This is a genomic window from Streptomyces erythrochromogenes (assembly GCF_036170895.1).
GTDB classification, from domain to species: Bacteria; Actinomycetota; Actinomycetes; order Streptomycetales; family Streptomycetaceae; genus Streptomyces; species Streptomyces erythrochromogenes.
Map to the genome: position 1 here is coordinate 972,025 of NZ_CP108036.1, position 13,856 is coordinate 985,880.

General features: G+C 70.2%; 14 protein-coding genes and 1 pseudogene. 11 read left to right on the forward strand and 4 right to left on the reverse strand.

Annotated elements, in window-relative coordinates; all coding sequences use genetic code 11:
• Window positions 1-160: 160 nt before the first annotated feature.
• The 3 genes from OHA91_RS04690 to OHA91_RS04700 all read right to left on the reverse strand — a co-directional run bounded on the left by OHA91_RS04690 (window position 161) and on the right by OHA91_RS04700 (window position 2,133).
• Window positions 161-364 (reverse strand): cold-shock protein, encoded by a 204-nt coding sequence (locus OHA91_RS04690; protein WP_266494965.1) that lies wholly within the window; start codon window positions 362-364, stop codon window positions 161-163.
• 439 nt (window positions 365-803) lie between these two features.
• Complete coding sequence (locus OHA91_RS04695; RefSeq protein WP_266494964.1) at window positions 804-1,154, reverse strand: MerR family transcriptional regulator; 351 nt, start codon at window positions 1,152-1,154, stop codon at window positions 804-806.
• A 589-nt stretch (window positions 1,155-1,743) separates the two neighbouring features.
• Entirely contained in the window at window positions 1,744-2,133 is a 390-nt protein-coding gene (locus tag OHA91_RS04700; protein WP_266494962.1) for a hypothetical protein, read from the reverse strand.
• Here OHA91_RS04700 and OHA91_RS04705 point away from each other — a divergent pair.
• From OHA91_RS04705 to OHA91_RS04720, 4 genes are all read left to right on the forward strand, one after another.
• On the forward strand, window positions 2,132-2,356 hold the full coding sequence (locus OHA91_RS04705; RefSeq protein WP_266494960.1) for a hypothetical protein: 225 nt from the start codon (window positions 2,132-2,134) through the stop codon (window positions 2,354-2,356). The two genes, OHA91_RS04700 and OHA91_RS04705, sit on opposite strands and share 2 nt — an antisense overlap.
• A gap of 109 nt (window positions 2,357-2,465) precedes the next feature.
• Window positions 2,466-2,885 (forward strand): hypothetical protein, encoded by a 420-nt coding sequence (locus OHA91_RS04710; protein ID WP_266494958.1) that lies wholly within the window; start codon window positions 2,466-2,468, stop codon window positions 2,883-2,885.
• 63 nt (window positions 2,886-2,948) lie between these two features.
• The gene (locus OHA91_RS04715) at window positions 2,949-3,122 is read left to right on the forward strand and encodes a hypothetical protein (RefSeq protein WP_266494956.1); all 174 of its coding nucleotides are present in this window, start codon (window positions 2,949-2,951) and stop codon (window positions 3,120-3,122) included.
• A gap of 44 nt (window positions 3,123-3,166) precedes the next feature.
• Complete coding sequence (locus OHA91_RS04720) at window positions 3,167-5,416, forward strand: catalase (protein WP_328738665.1); 2,250 nt, start codon at window positions 3,167-3,169, stop codon at window positions 5,414-5,416.
• Between the two features lie 24 nt (window positions 5,417-5,440).
• On the opposite strand, the pseudogene OHA91_RS04725 reads toward OHA91_RS04720, so the two are convergent.
• A pseudogene (locus tag OHA91_RS04725) lies at window positions 5,441-5,874 on the reverse strand (hypothetical protein).
• 159 nt (window positions 5,875-6,033) lie between these two features.
• Here OHA91_RS04725 and OHA91_RS04730 point away from each other — a divergent pair.
• From OHA91_RS04730 to OHA91_RS04760, 7 genes are all read left to right on the forward strand, one after another.
• Window positions 6,034-6,195 carry a hydrophobic protein gene (locus tag OHA91_RS04730; RefSeq protein ID WP_266494950.1) on the forward strand — a complete coding sequence of 54 codons (162 nt, stop codon included), beginning with the start codon at window positions 6,034-6,036 and terminating at the stop codon, window positions 6,193-6,195.
• Between the two features lie 187 nt (window positions 6,196-6,382).
• Window positions 6,383-6,751 (forward strand): PRC-barrel domain containing protein, encoded by a 369-nt coding sequence (locus tag OHA91_RS04735; RefSeq protein WP_266494948.1) that lies wholly within the window; start codon window positions 6,383-6,385, stop codon window positions 6,749-6,751.
• A 90-nt stretch (window positions 6,752-6,841) separates the two neighbouring features.
• Window positions 6,842-7,819: a polyphosphate kinase 2 gene (ppk2, locus tag OHA91_RS04740; protein ID WP_266494946.1), complete on the forward strand. Its 978-nt coding sequence runs from the start codon at window positions 6,842-6,844 to the stop codon at window positions 7,817-7,819.
• Window positions 7,820-7,937: 118 nt separating this feature from the next.
• Entirely contained in the window at window positions 7,938-9,965 is a 2,028-nt protein-coding gene (gene recQ / locus OHA91_RS04745) for a DNA helicase RecQ (RefSeq protein WP_266494945.1), read from the forward strand.
• Window positions 9,966-10,431: 466 nt separating this feature from the next.
• Complete coding sequence (locus tag OHA91_RS04750; RefSeq protein WP_266494942.1) at window positions 10,432-10,671, forward strand: hypothetical protein; 240 nt, start codon at window positions 10,432-10,434, stop codon at window positions 10,669-10,671.
• A 99-nt stretch (window positions 10,672-10,770) separates the two neighbouring features.
• On the forward strand, window positions 10,771-11,577 hold the full coding sequence (locus OHA91_RS04755) for an HlyD family efflux transporter periplasmic adaptor subunit (RefSeq protein WP_328738667.1): 807 nt from the start codon (window positions 10,771-10,773) through the stop codon (window positions 11,575-11,577).
• The gene (locus OHA91_RS04760; RefSeq protein ID WP_328738668.1) at window positions 11,574-13,856 is read left to right on the forward strand and encodes an NHLP family bacteriocin export ABC transporter peptidase/permease/ATPase subunit; all 2,283 of its coding nucleotides are present in this window, start codon (window positions 11,574-11,576) and stop codon (window positions 13,854-13,856) included. The genes OHA91_RS04755 and OHA91_RS04760 overlap by 4 nt, the downstream gene beginning before the upstream one ends.

Consider the following 13,856-nt stretch of genomic DNA (forward strand, 5'->3'; position numbering starts at 1 on the left):
AAATCGAGCCTGGGCCGCAGAATATCTGCGTCGACGCGGGCACGAATTGAGGTGCCGTCGAGCGGAGGTGACCGGCAGGTGAACCGCTGCGGGAGAGTGTCCGCAGCTGAGGCCCGCACCCCGAGGGATGCGGGCCCCAGCTACAAATGGTGCGTGAGCGTCAGGCGAGAACGATGTTCTCGGCCGTCGGGCCCTTCTGGCCCTGCGCGACGTCGAAGGTGACCTTCTGGCCTTCGGTCAGCTCACGGAAGCCTTGTGCGGCGATGTTCGAGAAGTGGGCGAACACGTCGGCGCCGCCACCATCCTGCTCGATGAAGCCGAAACCCTTTGCTGCATTGAACCACTTCACGGTACCGGATGCCATGTCAAATCTCCTTTGGGGCAGTACACCGGCATCCGCAATGGACGGACACCGTGTCGCCGCGATGATGCCCCGGCCGGAAATCAAACCCGGAAATACAGAGTGCCCCCATGCGACCCGAAGACCGACTGTGGACGCACTTGAGTTTTGGGAACCACAACTGCAACTGAGATCGACAATAGCACGCCGTAGCGGTCCGCGTACGTGAAATCAATTCACCCTGGCCGCCGCACCAAAAACCCTCTCCGCATGGACCGCTAAATCCTCGCACCGCCGCGACAGATATTGGCAGCCCGGGCTCCACGTTTCCGGCGGAGCGGATCGCGCAGCAAAAACGCCCACACCATGGGCGTGGGCGTCTGGGGAACTTCCGGATGACGACAGCCGGCGGGCGGGACACGGCCGGACGCACGGGCCGCCGGGAACGGCGGGCCCGCTCGGCTCAGTCCGCCGTCGGTGGACCGGACGACCCGGCGGCACGGCGGTACTCGTCGTTGAGGCGCTGGGCCTCCTCGAGCTGGTCCTCGAGGATGATGATGCGGCAGGCCGCCTCGACGGGGGTCCCCTGGTCGACGAGCTCCCTGGCGCGGGCCGCGATGCGCAGCTGGTAGCGGGAGTAGCGGCGGTGGCCGCCCTCTGAGCGGAGCGGCGTGATGAGGCGCGCTTCGCCGATGGCGCGGAGGAAGCCCGGGGTGGTGCCGAGCATCTCGGCGGCACGGCCCATGGTGTAGGCGGGGTAGTCGTCGTCGTCCAGGTGCCCGCCGAGCGGGCCTGTCGGATTCTCTGCTGTCATTGCACCTCTCTCTGAAACATGTGGAGGCCCTGGCGCCGTACGGCACCAGGGCCCCGAGGGAACTTCTACACCATCTGCCGACGCCAGTACGGGGCCGGCCTTCTGTTTCCGCCTGCCCGACTCGAAAGGCGTCGGGCCTGCGGGGATCGCGGTTGCTTGACCGGAGACGACCTCACTGTCGATGTCCTGCGGCACCCGGGCTCAAGACCTCCGCCCGGGCGATCCCGATGGCGGTTCGCCCCTCCGTTCTCCCCTCGCGGGGACCGCGCACGTACTGCCACTGCTTCTCTGACTGCTCGCCCGGCAGTTCATCTCTGTCGAGCCTGCTGTCTCTCCGCGCTACGGGAGAAACCATAACCAGGACACCACCACATGTCTACTCTGGCGAAGATAGATTTCGTGTTCCACAGGGAAGTGATCGATCTCGAACAACGACGAGCCCCTCGGGTCCCGCACCGAACCACCACCGCGTCAGGAAGAGCCCCGCGGTGCACCAGGGCCCGGTCCGCACGGTGTGGCGCAGCCGGGGGCCCGACGTCCGGCCGGTGCTGATCGAGCGGCGTGGACCCGGCCGTCCGCCCGGACCGCGCTACCCGCGGCCGTGCTTGCCGGGCGGGTCCTGGGGGTCCACGCCCGTCGAGGCGGAAGCGTCCTTCGAACCGCTGGGACGCTGCGACCGGCCCCGGGGACCCTGGTCGTGCATGCCCTTCTCTCCCGAACCCTTGCCCTGGTCCTCCCCGCGCGCGCCCCTGCTCTTCACCGGCTCGCCGTGGGGGTTTCCCGCCTCCTCCTTGGAAACCGTCCGACCAGGACCCTTGTCCGGGGCGTACTTCTCCGGGTGGAAGGAACGGTGGGCGCTCGGATTGTCCTGCTGACGGGTCTCGTCCACGTCCGGCGACCAGCCGTGCTGCTTGGTGCCCTCGTGGCGACTCGCGCCCTTGCCGCGGGCGGGCTCGGACGGCTTCGGCTGCTTCGTCATGGCATGGCCTGCCTCTGTCTCGGGATGGGCGCACGGGTACACGCGCCTCTACCGCTGTCCTGTCATCGTCCCACCCTTCACCGAACTGGTCCCCTCGGCGGCCTGGAACCCGAAGCGGACCCTGCCTTTCGGCAACGGCCGACACCGGGGCGGACGGTTCACCCGGCTGAGCGGCACGATCGGGCTGCCCGAGCCCCGGGCCGTGCGCCCCGAGATCCGTTGAATTTCCCTGCTTCCGGCGAGAAATCACCATTTGCATGGCAGTTCGGAACCGGGGTAGGCGCAAGCCGTGCCCGGCAGATTGTCCGGGCACGGATCCAAGGAGCAGTTCCATGATTCTCATCCTCGGACTCATCATCCTGATCGCCGCTGCCGTCGTCGGCCTGGCCGGAGTATTCGGCAATACCGGCGTGGGGCACCAACTCGGCGCCGGCGGTGATTTCTCGATTTTCGGCTACCACGCCACGGGTTCGACCGGATCCCTCTTCCTGACCGGAATCATCGTCGGAGCCGTAGCCCTCCTGGGCCTGACCCTGGTCATGATGGGCGCCCGCCGTTCGGCCCGTCGCTCAGCGCAATCCCGACAGGGACGGCGCGCATCACGCCGGGAGGCGGCCGTCGCGGACCGCGAGCACGATGACCTGATCCAGCAACGCGACGACGCCGACGCCCGCGCCGAGAGCAGTGCGCCGGTGGCCGAGACACCCCGTGATCGAGGCCGCTGGTTCGGCCACCGAGCCGCGCACCGCTGACAAAAGGGGAATGAATCGCATCGCTCGCGACATCGAGGGCGGGTGTGCGGGTAGCCGGACCCCATGAACCCCGGCAGCCACACCCCGCTCCGCGCTGTCGCGCCCGTCTGCGTCCTGTCCCCCTCCCCCGCGCCTTCGAGCTCCAAGTTGCCGACCGAACAGACCATGGCCGCCCTCGCCGCGAACACCGCCCACCTCGCCCGCCGCCTCAAGGCCGCGTCGTACCCGGCGAGCTGACCTGCCGCTTCACATCGGCGGCGGCGTCCCCAAGGAGAACGATCATGACGAAGCAGCATTCCGCCAAGGACAAGGACACCGCCAAGAACGAGCTGCCGGGTGCGCCCGGCCCTGAGTCGCCGCCTCTGATCGAGCCGACGAAGCCCGTCGAGCCACTCCCCCCGAAGGCCGACCAGGACGGCCCCGCCACGGTGAGCCCGACCGGGCAGCCGACGGGAGCGGAGCAGGCGCGCGCAGCGCAGAGCGGCGCGTACCTGACCACGGCGCAGGGGACGCGTCTGCCCGACTCCGATCACTCGCTGAAGGCGGGGGCGCGCGGTCCGGTCCTCATCCAGGACCACCATCTGCGCGAGAAGATCACGCACTTCGACCACGAGCGGATCCCGGAGCGGGTCGTGCACGCACGCGGCGCCGCCGCGCACGGCGTCTTCGTGGGCTACGGGGCGGCCGGTGAGGTGTCGAAGGCGGCGTTCCTCGCCAAGGACGTCCAGACGCCCGTGTTCGTGAGGTTCTCCACCGTCCTCGGCTCCCGCGGTTCGGCGGACACCGTGCGGGACACCCGTGGCTTCGCGACGAAGTTCTACACCGACGAGGGCACCTTCGACCTGGTCGGCAACAACATCCCGGTGTTCTTCATCCAGGACGCGGTCAAGTTCCCCGACGTCATCCACGCGGGCAAGCCGCATCCGGACCGTGAGATCCCGCAGGCGCAGAGCGCCCACGACACGTTCTGGGACTTCGTGTCCCTGCACACCGAAGCCACCCACCACACCCTCTGGAACATGTCCGACCGCGGGATCCCCAGGTCGTTCCGGATGATGGAGGGGTTCGGCGTCCACACCTTCCGCCTGGTCAACGCGGCCGACGAGAGCGTGCTGGTGAAGTTCCACTGGAAGCCCAGGCTCGGCGTGCACTCCCTGGTCTGGGAGGAAGCACAGATGATCTGCGGGATGGACCCCGACTTCCACCGCCGCGACCTCTTCGACGCCATCGAATCCGGCGCCTTCCCCCAGTGGGAACTCGGCATCCAGGTCTTCCCCGACACCGCCGACCAGACCTTCGAGGGCATCGACCTCCTCGACCCCACCAAGATCGTGCCCGAGGAGCTCTCACCCGTTCAGCCGATCGGGCTGATGACGCTGAACGCCAACACCAAGAACTACTTCGCCGAGACCGAGCAGGTCGCCTTCCACCCCGGCCACCTGGTACCCGGCATCGACGTGACCGACGACCCGCTGCTCGCCGGGCGGCTCTTCTCCTACCTCGACACCCAGATCAGCAGGCTCGGCGGGCCGAACTTCGGTCAGATCCCGATCAACCGGCCTCACGCGCCGGTCAACGACATGCTCCGCGACGGCATGCACCAGACGGCCGTGCACACGGGGGTCGCGCCCTACCGGCCCAACAGCCTCGACGGCGGCTGCCCGTTCCTGGCCGGAGCCGACATGAGCGCCTTCATCGAGACGCCGGTGGAGGTTCCGGCGGCGAGCAAGGTCCGCGAGGCACCCTCCTCGTTCTCGGACCACTTCACCCAGCCCCGCCTCTTCTGGCTCAGCATGACCCCGCTCGAACGCGAACACATCGTCGCCGCCTACACCTTCGAACTGAGCAAGTGCCACGAGCAGGCCGTCAAGGAACGCACCCTGAAGGTCCTGGCGAACATCGATCCGGAGCTGTGCGGACAGGTCGCCACCGGCCTCGGGCTGCCGGCCCCCGCCGCCACCGTCCCGCTCGTCGCGGCCGGCTCCAGCCCCGCGCTCTCCCAAATGGGCGGCACCTGGCCGACGGACGGGCGTGTGATCGGCATCGTCGCCGACGACGCGGCCGACCTGGACGGCGTGCGGTCCGCCTGGCGGGCCGTCCTCGACGCAGGCATGGTGCCCCTCGTCGTCGCCCCCACCGGTGGCACCCTCGACGGCGCCGGCGAGCCGATCGCGGTCCAGCGGACCTTCGCCACCGCCCGCTCCGTCGAGTTCGACGCCCTCCTGCTCGTCGGCGTACCCCAGGCCGGCGCGGACGCCTACGGGGCCCGCGACGCCAAGGCCGGCACCGCCCGGCCCCCCGAAGCCCCCGACCCGCGCGTGCTGCTGCTCGTCACCGAGGCCTACCGGCACGGCAAGGCCGTCGGCGGCTGGAACGGGGCGGAGCACCTGCTCGAAACGTGCGGCATCGGCGCGGACGACCCGGGCATCGCCGTCGGGGACGACGGCGCGGCGACCGTCGAGGGGCTGACCCGCGCGCTGGGCGAACACCGCGCATGGGACCGCTTCCCCGCCGCCCTCAGCGGCGAGTGACTGATCGGGCCGTTTCCCTCGTGCTCATGGCGTGGCGGTGTGGTCCGGATGGCCGTGGGTGCGGCGGATCGCCTTGAGGCGAGCCTCCAGGAGGTGCTGTCGACCGCCGGCCAACTCCTCGACGATGTCGCGTTCCATCGCGGCGAAGGGCTGGTGGTAGGTGGCGTCGTAGGCCTCGATGATCTGGAACGTCCAGTGGCCCGGAATCACGTTGCGGCCCACGATTCGCGCTCGACCCGTGCGGCCTGTTCCTCGTGGCCGGCCTCGCGCAGGAGCCGGACGGCATCCCCCAGCTCGAAGTCGGCGGTCCCGGTCAGCTGGTGGAACCCGTAGAGGTGTCCGCGGGCCCGCTCCGTGGTCTCCAGCGCCTTCGACAGCGCGCCCAGGGCGCGCAGCGTCTTCTCGTCGACGCCGTCGGGCACCTGGTGCTCCGGGTCCATGTCGCGATTGCTTTCCATGGTGCTTCTCCTGCCCGAAAGGTGCGTCGCCGAGCGGTCGGTACAGCCGTACGGCGCAAGGCGGTCCCTCCGGACGCCCCCTCCCCCTGGGAAAGAAATGAGAATCCGGCGAATGGCCTCTGTGCAGCCGGGCAGGCGGCGGTTCGGAGGTTGATAAATATGGTTCCCCTGCTTCTCGTTCTCCTGCTGGTCCTGATCCTCTTCGGCGCGGGTTTCGCGGTGAAGATCCTCTGGTGGGTGGCCGTCGCGGTCCTGATCCTGTGGCTGATCGGATTCTTCGCCCGCCCCAAGAGCGGTAGCGCCCGCTGGTATCGCTGGTAGCCGGCAGAAAAGAGTTCGGCCGTCGGGTCCGGCACATATTGATCCGGGTGCGTGAAGTGGTGAAAGGCGGGCAGGCGAAGTCCAGGCGGAAACGCAGGACCCCGCCCCGCACGACGTACGGAAACAAAGAGGATCGACGGAGAGGAATTTCCCCGCCGTCCTCCATTGACCGAGGAGTTGTTTTCGCGTGACTGAACATGTGTGGAGTTACCAGCCGACCGCGGGCCACCTGGCCGGCACCGATCTGACCGGCTACAAGGTCGAAGCGACCGACGGCGGCATCGGCAAGGTCGACAAGCACTCCGACGAGGTCGGTGACGCCTACCTGGTGGTCGACACCGGCGTTTGGATCTTCGGCAAGGAGGTCCTGCTGCCGGCGAGCACGGTCGTCCGGATCGACCCCGAGGAGAAGAAGGTCTTCGTGGGACGCACCAAGGAACAGATCAAGGATGCGCCCGAGTTCCACCGGGACCAGCACCTCGGCAACGCCGGGTACCGGGAGGAATTGGGCACGTACTACGGCACCGGCGCCCCCTTCGGTGGCCGCCCCGCCTGATCTTTCCCGTCCGTGACGCCGGTCCCGGCACCCCGCTCGGGGTGCCGGGACCGGCGTCGTAGAGTCGCATTGCGTGGGTAGGGGCCTGGCATGAAAGACCGAGAGACACCGAGGTCCGAGGCGGAGAATCTGCTGATCGGTCTGAGCGTGGACGACCGCAGGCCGGAGCAGCCCGTGCTGCTGGACTCGTCCGGCGCCGCGATCCGTACGTGGCAGGAGAACTACCCTTACGACCGCAAGATCAGGCGGAGGGAGTACGAACGGACCAAGCGGATCCTGCAGATCGAGCTGCTGAAACTGCAGCGCTGGGTGAAGGACACCGGGGCCCGGGTGGTGGTGATCTGCGAGGGCCGGGACGCGGCGGGCAAGGGGGGCACGATCCAGCGGTTCACCGAGCGGCTCAACCCCCGCGGGGCACGGATCGTGGCCCTGGACAAACCGACCGAGCGGGAAGCGGGCCAGTGGTACTTCCAGCGGTACGTCGCCCATCTGCCGGCGGCCGGTGAGATCGTCTTCTTCGACCGCTCCTGGTACAACCGCGCCGGCGTCGAGCAGGTGATGGGTTTCTGCACCCAGGAGCAGTACGAGCTGTTCCTCCGGCAGTGCCCGGCCTTCGAGGCCATGCTCGTGGAGGACGGGATCCTGCTGGTGAAGTTCTGGTTCTCGGTATCCCGCGCCGAGCAGCGCACCCGCTTCGCCATCCGGCAGGTCGATCCGGTGCGGCAGTGGAAGCTGTCCCCGATGGACCTGGCCTCCCTGGACCTGTGGGACGCCTACACCACCGCGAAGGTCGAGATGTTCCGTGCGACCGACACCGACCACGCACCGTGGACGGTGGTGAAGAGCAACGACAAGCGGCGGGGAAGGCTGGAAGCCATCCGCAGCCTCTTGTGGCGCATGGATTACGACCGGAAGGACGAAGAGGCGGTGGGTCCACCCGATCCGCTCATCGTCGGTGCGGCCGACACGCTCCTGGAGGCGGGTGAGGAGTCCAGCGACCTCTCCCCCACCCCTCTGGCCGGCCCCTCCGTCGGCCCCGGCCTCCATCCCCGCCCGCCGGGCGCCTGAGCTGCCTGCTCGGCGACGCCCTGACGGCCCGGGTCCCGGCCCTCCCGTACGCCGGGTCCGCCCGCCGGTTTCCGGCGGGCGGACCCGGCGTGTCGGCGGGTGCCGTTAGGCTTCACGGATGGCCCTTCCGGACACTTCCCCCGAGACTTCCGACGCTCTGCAAGTCCTGCACCGCGTGTTCGGATACAGCTCCTTCCGCGGCGAGCAGCAGGAGATCATCGAGCAGGTGATCAGCGGCGGCGACGCGCTCGTGCTGATGCCGACCGGCGGCGGCAAGTCGCTCTGCTATCAGATCCCGGCGCTGGTCAGAGAAGGCACGGGCGTCGTGATCTCGCCGTTGATCGCACTGATGCAGGACCAGGTGAACGCGCTCAACGCGCTCGGGGTACGGGCCGGATTCCTCAACTCCACGCAGGACCCGTACGAGCGGCAGGCCGTCGAGCAGGCCTTCCTCGCCGACGAGCTGGACCTGCTGTACCTGGCCCCCGAACGGCTGCGCACCGAGAGCGCCCAGCGGCTGCTCGACCGGGGCAAGGTGTCGGTCTTCGCGATCGACGAGGCGCACTGCGTCGCCCAGTGGGGCCACGACTTCCGGCCCGACTACCTCGCCCTGTCGATGCTGCACGAGCGCTGGCCGAAGGTGCCGCGGATCGCGCTGACCGCGACGGCCACCGAGGCCACCCATGCCGAGATCGTGGCGCGGCTCGGTCTGGAGGACGCCCGGCACTTCGTCGCCAGCTTCGACCGGCCGAACATCCAGTACCGCATCGTCGGGAAGAACAACCCGCTCAAGCAGCTGCTGGAGCTGATCCGGACCGAGCACGCCGGGGACGCCGGAGTCGTCTACTGCCTCTCCCGGGCCTCGGTGGAGAAGACCGCCGCCTCCCTGGTGGAGCAGGGCATCGACGCCGTGCCGTACCACGCCGGCATGGACGCCCGGGCGCGCGCGGCGAACCAGGCGCGCTTCCTGCGGGAGGAGGGGGTCGTGGTGGTGGCGACGATCGCCTTCGGCATGGGCATCGACAAGCCGGACGTGCGTTTCGTGGCGCACCTCGACCTCCCGAAGTCGGTCGAGGGCTACTACCAGGAGACGGGCCGCGCCGGCCGCGACGGCGAGCCGGCCACGGCGTGGCTGGCGTACGGCCTGCAGGACGTGGTCCAGCAGCGCAAGCTCATCGACGGTTCCGAGGGCGACGAAGCGCACCGCCGCTCGCTCGGGATGCACCTGGACGCCATGCTGGCGCTGTGCGAGACGGTCGAGTGCCGCCGGGTGCGGCTGCTGGCGTACTTCGGGCAGACGGGCACGGCCTGCGGCAACTGCGACACGTGTCTGACGCCGTCCGAGTCCTGGGACGGGACGGTCGCCGCGCAGAAGCTGCTGTCGACGGTGTGGCGGCTGGCGAAGGAGCGGCGGCAGAAGTTCGGCGCCGGCCAGATCATCGACATCCTGCAGGGCAAGAAGACGGCCAAGGTCATCCAGTTCGACCACGACGCACTCTCGGTGTTCGGCGTCGGGGCGGACCTGGGCGCCGCGGAGTGGCGGGGCGTCGTGCGCCAGCTGCTGGCGCAGCGGCTGCTGGCCGTGGAGGGCGACTACGGCACGCTGGTGCTGACGGAGGACAGCGGCGAGGTGCTGGGGGGCCGCCGCAGCGTCCCGATGCGGAAGGAGAAGGCGCCGGCCGGTCCGTCCCGCAAGGAGTCCGGGTCGCGCTCGGGGAAGGGCGCCCGCGTGCCGGTCGACCTGCCGGCCGCGGCCGAGCCGGTCTTCCTGGCCCTGCGCGCCTGGCGGGCCGAGACGGCGAAGGAGCAGGGCGTCCCGGCGTACGTCGTCTTCCACGACGCCACGCTGCGGGAGATCGCGACGCGGCTGCCCGCCACGGTGGAGGAGCTGGGCACCATCGGTGGCGTCGGCGAGGCCAAGCTCGCCAAGTACGCCGAGGGCGTCCTGGACACCCTGGCGGGGTGCGGCACCGGTGCTCCCGGCCCCGCCTCCGCGCCCGGCGCCGAGTCCGCCGCTCCGGCTCCCTCCGGTCCGGCGCGCCCGGCGTCCGCGCCGGCGGTGCGGTCCGCGGCTCCGGAGCACGACGAGCCGCCCTTCGACCTGGACGAGATGGATCCGCCGCCCTGGGACGACGACTGGCAGTAGCCGTACGTCTGATCGCAGCAGGCCCGCCGATGGGGCCGGGTCGTCCACCGACGACCCGGCCCCTTCCGCATGCCCACCGGACGTGACGGGCCCATCACCGCCCGCGCCCTGCGGAAACCTGCACACCGTGTCCCCGATCTCGACAGGCGGCCTCTCCCGCTCACCGAAATGCCGGTTATACCCCATCCGCATTGACATGGTTCGTCCGTTTGATTCCGTGTAAGCAGTGCGCGGCCCGTATCTGTTACTCGATCTCGTGAAGAAGTCGCCACCATTCGGTGAATCAAGCTGCACGTCCGTCACCGGAGGTGATCGCCCGCCCGTGATGGGCAGTCAACGGGATTGGTTGGGTACCCCGTTCGCGTGCTTTGATCGTGCGCATCGCAGCAATCAGGCACCGCGGTCCGGGATTCGGGCCGCCCGCCTCCCTGCGGTGAATTCCTCCCCCCAATGAAAGGTGCGCGCCATGCGTAACGACATCGAGACCCGCGAGATCGACGACACCGAGCTGGACGCCGTCTCCGGCGGCATCATCAGCGTCTCCGGCGGCCTGGCCGGCGCCGTGACCAGCGATGTCAGCGGCCTCGTGGGCGTCGTGGGCTCCCTCGACACCGTCCAGGCCGCGACGGGCATCGTCTCCCACGTCCCGGGCCTCGTCACCGGCGTCACCGGCGTTTCGGTGAACACCGGTCGCGCCGGTCTCTGATCGGGAAATCCCGATGAACCCCGGAGCATCCCCCACGGCTCCGGGGTTCACGGCTGTCCCCGTGCCCCACCGATACGCATGCAGTCGAAGGAATGGTCCGTGCAGTTTCGCCAAAAGGCTCTTTCCAAGCTGCAATCGCCCGAAGAGCTCGATCTGCCCGTTCGCTTCGCGCGCCCGCAGGGGCGGCTCGTCCTGACCGTCACGATCGCCGTCATGGTTGCCGCGGCCTACTGGGCGTTCACCGGCACCGTGTCGTCCAAGCTCAGCGCACCCGGCATCCTCAGCCGGGCCGAGGGCGTCTACGTCCTGCAGACCCCCGTCGCGGGACAGGTGACCGCGGTCCTCGCCGAGGAGGGCCAGTCGCTGGCCGCCGGCGCGCCCCTGCTCAACGTCCGTACGGAGCAGGGGGAACGGCCGGTGCGCGTGGTGACGGGCGGCCGCCTGACGACCCTGGTGGCCAAGGTGGGCTCGGTCGTCGCCACGGGTGCCGACGTGGCCACCGTGGAACGTGTGAAGGATCCGGAGGACCCGCTGGTGGCCGTGTTGTACGTGCCGGGCGGCAGCGGCCCGGCGATCCCCGTGGGCGCCACCGTCGACCTGAGCGTCCAGTCCGTCCCCCGGCAGCAGTTCGGCATGCTGCGCGGGCGCGTCACGGAGGTCGGCCGCGCACCCCTGACGCAGGCGCAGATCGCCGGCTTCCTCGGCGACGGCGGCCTCGCCGAACAGTTCTCCCGCCACGGCAGCCCGGTGGCCGTGGTCGTACGGCTCGAACGCTCTTCCTCCACCACGTCCGGCTACCGGTGGTCCTCCGCGGACGGTCCTCCGCACGCCGTCGACTCCGGGACGCCGGTCAGCGGCGCCGTCCACCTCGCCGCGCAGCGCCCGGTCGACTGGCTCCTGCCGTGAGCGCGCCGCAGACAGGGGCACCGCGCCGGGCACCGCAGCTCCCGCCCGCCGGGCGCCGGCGCCGGCGCCCCGAACCGAAGGGCGGCGCCCGCCGCAGGCCGCCGGCACCCGTCCCCAGGGGGCGGACGCCCCGGCCCGTACGCACCCCCACCGTGCTGCAGATGGAGGCGGTGGAGTGCGGCGCCGCCGCCCTGGCGATGGTGCTCGGCCACCACGGCCGCTTCGTCCCCCTGGAAGAACTGCGCATCGCCTGCGGCGTCTCCCGCGACGGCTCCCGCGCCAGCAACCTCCTCAAGGCGGCCCGCGGGTACGGGCTGAAGGCCAAGGGCATGCAGATGGACCTGGCCGCGCTCGCCGAGGTCCGGGGCCCGGCCGTCCTGTTCTGGGAGTTCAACCACTACGTCGTCTACGAGGGCACCGCCCGGCGGTTCGGCCGCAGGGGCGTGTACGTCAACGACCCCGGCAAGGGCCGCCGGTTCGTCCCCATGGACGAGTTCGACACCAGCTTCACCGGTGTCGTCCTCACCTTCGAGCCCGGTGGCGGCTTCCGCCGCGGCGGCCGCAGGCCCGGCGTCCTGGGCACCATGCCGGCCCGCCTGCGGGGCACTTCGGGCACCATGGCCGCCGCCGTGGTCTCCAGCCTCCTCCTGGTCGCCGTCGGTGCGTCGGTGCCGGCGCTGAGCCGCACGTACATCGACATGTTCCTCATCGGGCAGCAGACGTCCCTGCTGGGCGTGCTGTTCGCCTCGATGGCCGTCGCCCTCGTGCTCACCGCCACCCTCACCGCGCTGCAGCAGGCCAACCTGCTGCGCGGTCGCGTCATCTCCTCGACCCTGGGCAGTGCCCGGTTCTTCCGGCACCTGCTCAGGCTTCCGGTCGCCTTCTACGCGCAGCGCAACCCGGCCGACCTCGTCCAGCGCCTCCAGTCCAACGACGCCGTCGCCGAGACCCTCGCCCGCGACCTGTCCGCCGCCGGCGTGGACGCCGTGGTCGTCGTCCTCTACGCGGTGCTGCTGTGGACGTACGATCCGCAGCTCACCCTCGTCGGGGTGGCCGTGGCGCTGCTCAACGTGGTCGCCCTGCGGATCGCGATCAGGCTGAGGGCCACCGGTACGCGGAAGCTGCGCGCCGAGAGCGCCCGGCTGACCAACACGTCGTACGGCGGGCTCCAGCTCATCGAGACGATGAAGGCCACGGGCGGCGAGAACGGCTTCTTCCGCCGCTGGGCCGGACAGCACGCGGTCACCCTCGACGTCCAGCAGCGGCTCGGCGTGCCCAGCGCGTGGCTGGCGATCGTCGCGCCCACGCTGGCTGCGCTCAACAGCGCCCTGATCCTGACGATCGGCGGCCTGCGGGCTGTGGAGGGCCATCTCACGGTGGGCCTGCTCGTCGCCTTCCAGGCCCTGGTCACCAGCTTCACCGCGCCGATCTCCCGGTTGGGCGGCGTCGCGGGCCGGATCCAGGACTTCGCGGCCGACGTCGCCCGCCTGGGCGACGTCGAGAACTTCCCGGTCGACCCGGTCTACGCCCGGCGCGAGCCCGCCGCCTCCACCCGGCGCCTCAAGGGGCACGTGGAGCTGGACGGCATCACCTTCGGCTACAGCCCGCTGGATCCGCCGCTGTTGCAGGACTTCTCGCTCGCGGTCGGACCCGGTCAGCAGGTCGCGCTCGTCGGCGGCTCCGGAAGCGGCAAGTCCACCGTCTCCCGGCTGATCTCGGGCCTGCACACCCCCTGGGCGGGGGCGGTCCGCATCGACGGGATGCGGCTGGAGGACATCCCGCGCGGCGCACTGGCCGCTTCCGTCTCCTTCGTCGACCAGGACGTCTTCCTCTTCGAAGGCACCGTCCGCGACAACGTCGCGCTGTGGGACCCCACCATCGAGGACGAGGCCGTCGTCGCCGCCCTGGAGGACGCCGCCGTCTACGAGGTGGTGGCCCGCCGCCCCGGCGGCATCCACAGCCGCGTCGAACAGGACGGCCGCAACTTCTCCGGCGGCCAGCGCCAGCGCCTGGAGATCGCGCGGGCGCTGGTGCGCCGCCCGAGCGTCATGGTTCTCGACGAGGTGACCAGCGCGCTGGACGCGGTGACCGAACAGGTCATCATCGACAACCTGCGCCGCCGCGGCTGTGCCTGTGTGGTCATCGCCCATCGGCTGAGCACGGTGCGCGACAGCGACGAGATCGTCGTACTCGACCGGGGCACGGTCGTGGAGCGCGGCCGGCACGAACACCTGGTCGCCGCACAGGGCGCGTACGCCTTGCTGGTCAAGGAGCACTGA

Coding starts and splice junctions, on each gene's coding strand:
- OHA91_RS04720 (WP_328738665.1), top strand. CDS start 3,167: ATGACGAAGCAGCATTCCGCCAAGGACAAGGACACCGCCAAGAACGAG.
- OHA91_RS04705 (WP_266494960.1), top strand. CDS start 2,132: ATGGCATGGCCTGCCTCTGTCTCGGGATGGGCGCACGGGTACACGCGC.
- OHA91_RS04710 (WP_266494958.1), top strand. CDS start 2,466: ATGATTCTCATCCTCGGACTCATCATCCTGATCGCCGCTGCCGTCGTC.
- ppk2 (WP_266494946.1), top strand. CDS start 6,842: ATGAAAGACCGAGAGACACCGAGGTCCGAGGCGGAGAATCTGCTGATC.
- OHA91_RS04690 (WP_266494965.1), bottom strand. CDS start 364: ATGGCATCCGGTACCGTGAAGTGGTTCAATGCAGCAAAGGGTTTCGGC.
- OHA91_RS04750 (WP_266494942.1), top strand. CDS start 10,432: ATGCGTAACGACATCGAGACCCGCGAGATCGACGACACCGAGCTGGAC.
- OHA91_RS04730 (WP_266494950.1), top strand. CDS start 6,034: ATGGTTCCCCTGCTTCTCGTTCTCCTGCTGGTCCTGATCCTCTTCGGC.
- recQ (WP_266494945.1), top strand. CDS start 7,938: ATGGCCCTTCCGGACACTTCCCCCGAGACTTCCGACGCTCTGCAAGTC.
- OHA91_RS04715 (WP_266494956.1), top strand. CDS start 2,949: ATGAACCCCGGCAGCCACACCCCGCTCCGCGCTGTCGCGCCCGTCTGC.
- OHA91_RS04700 (WP_266494962.1), bottom strand. CDS start 2,133: ATGACGAAGCAGCCGAAGCCGTCCGAGCCCGCCCGCGGCAAGGGCGCG.
- OHA91_RS04695 (WP_266494964.1), bottom strand. CDS start 1,154: ATGACAGCAGAGAATCCGACAGGCCCGCTCGGCGGGCACCTGGACGAC.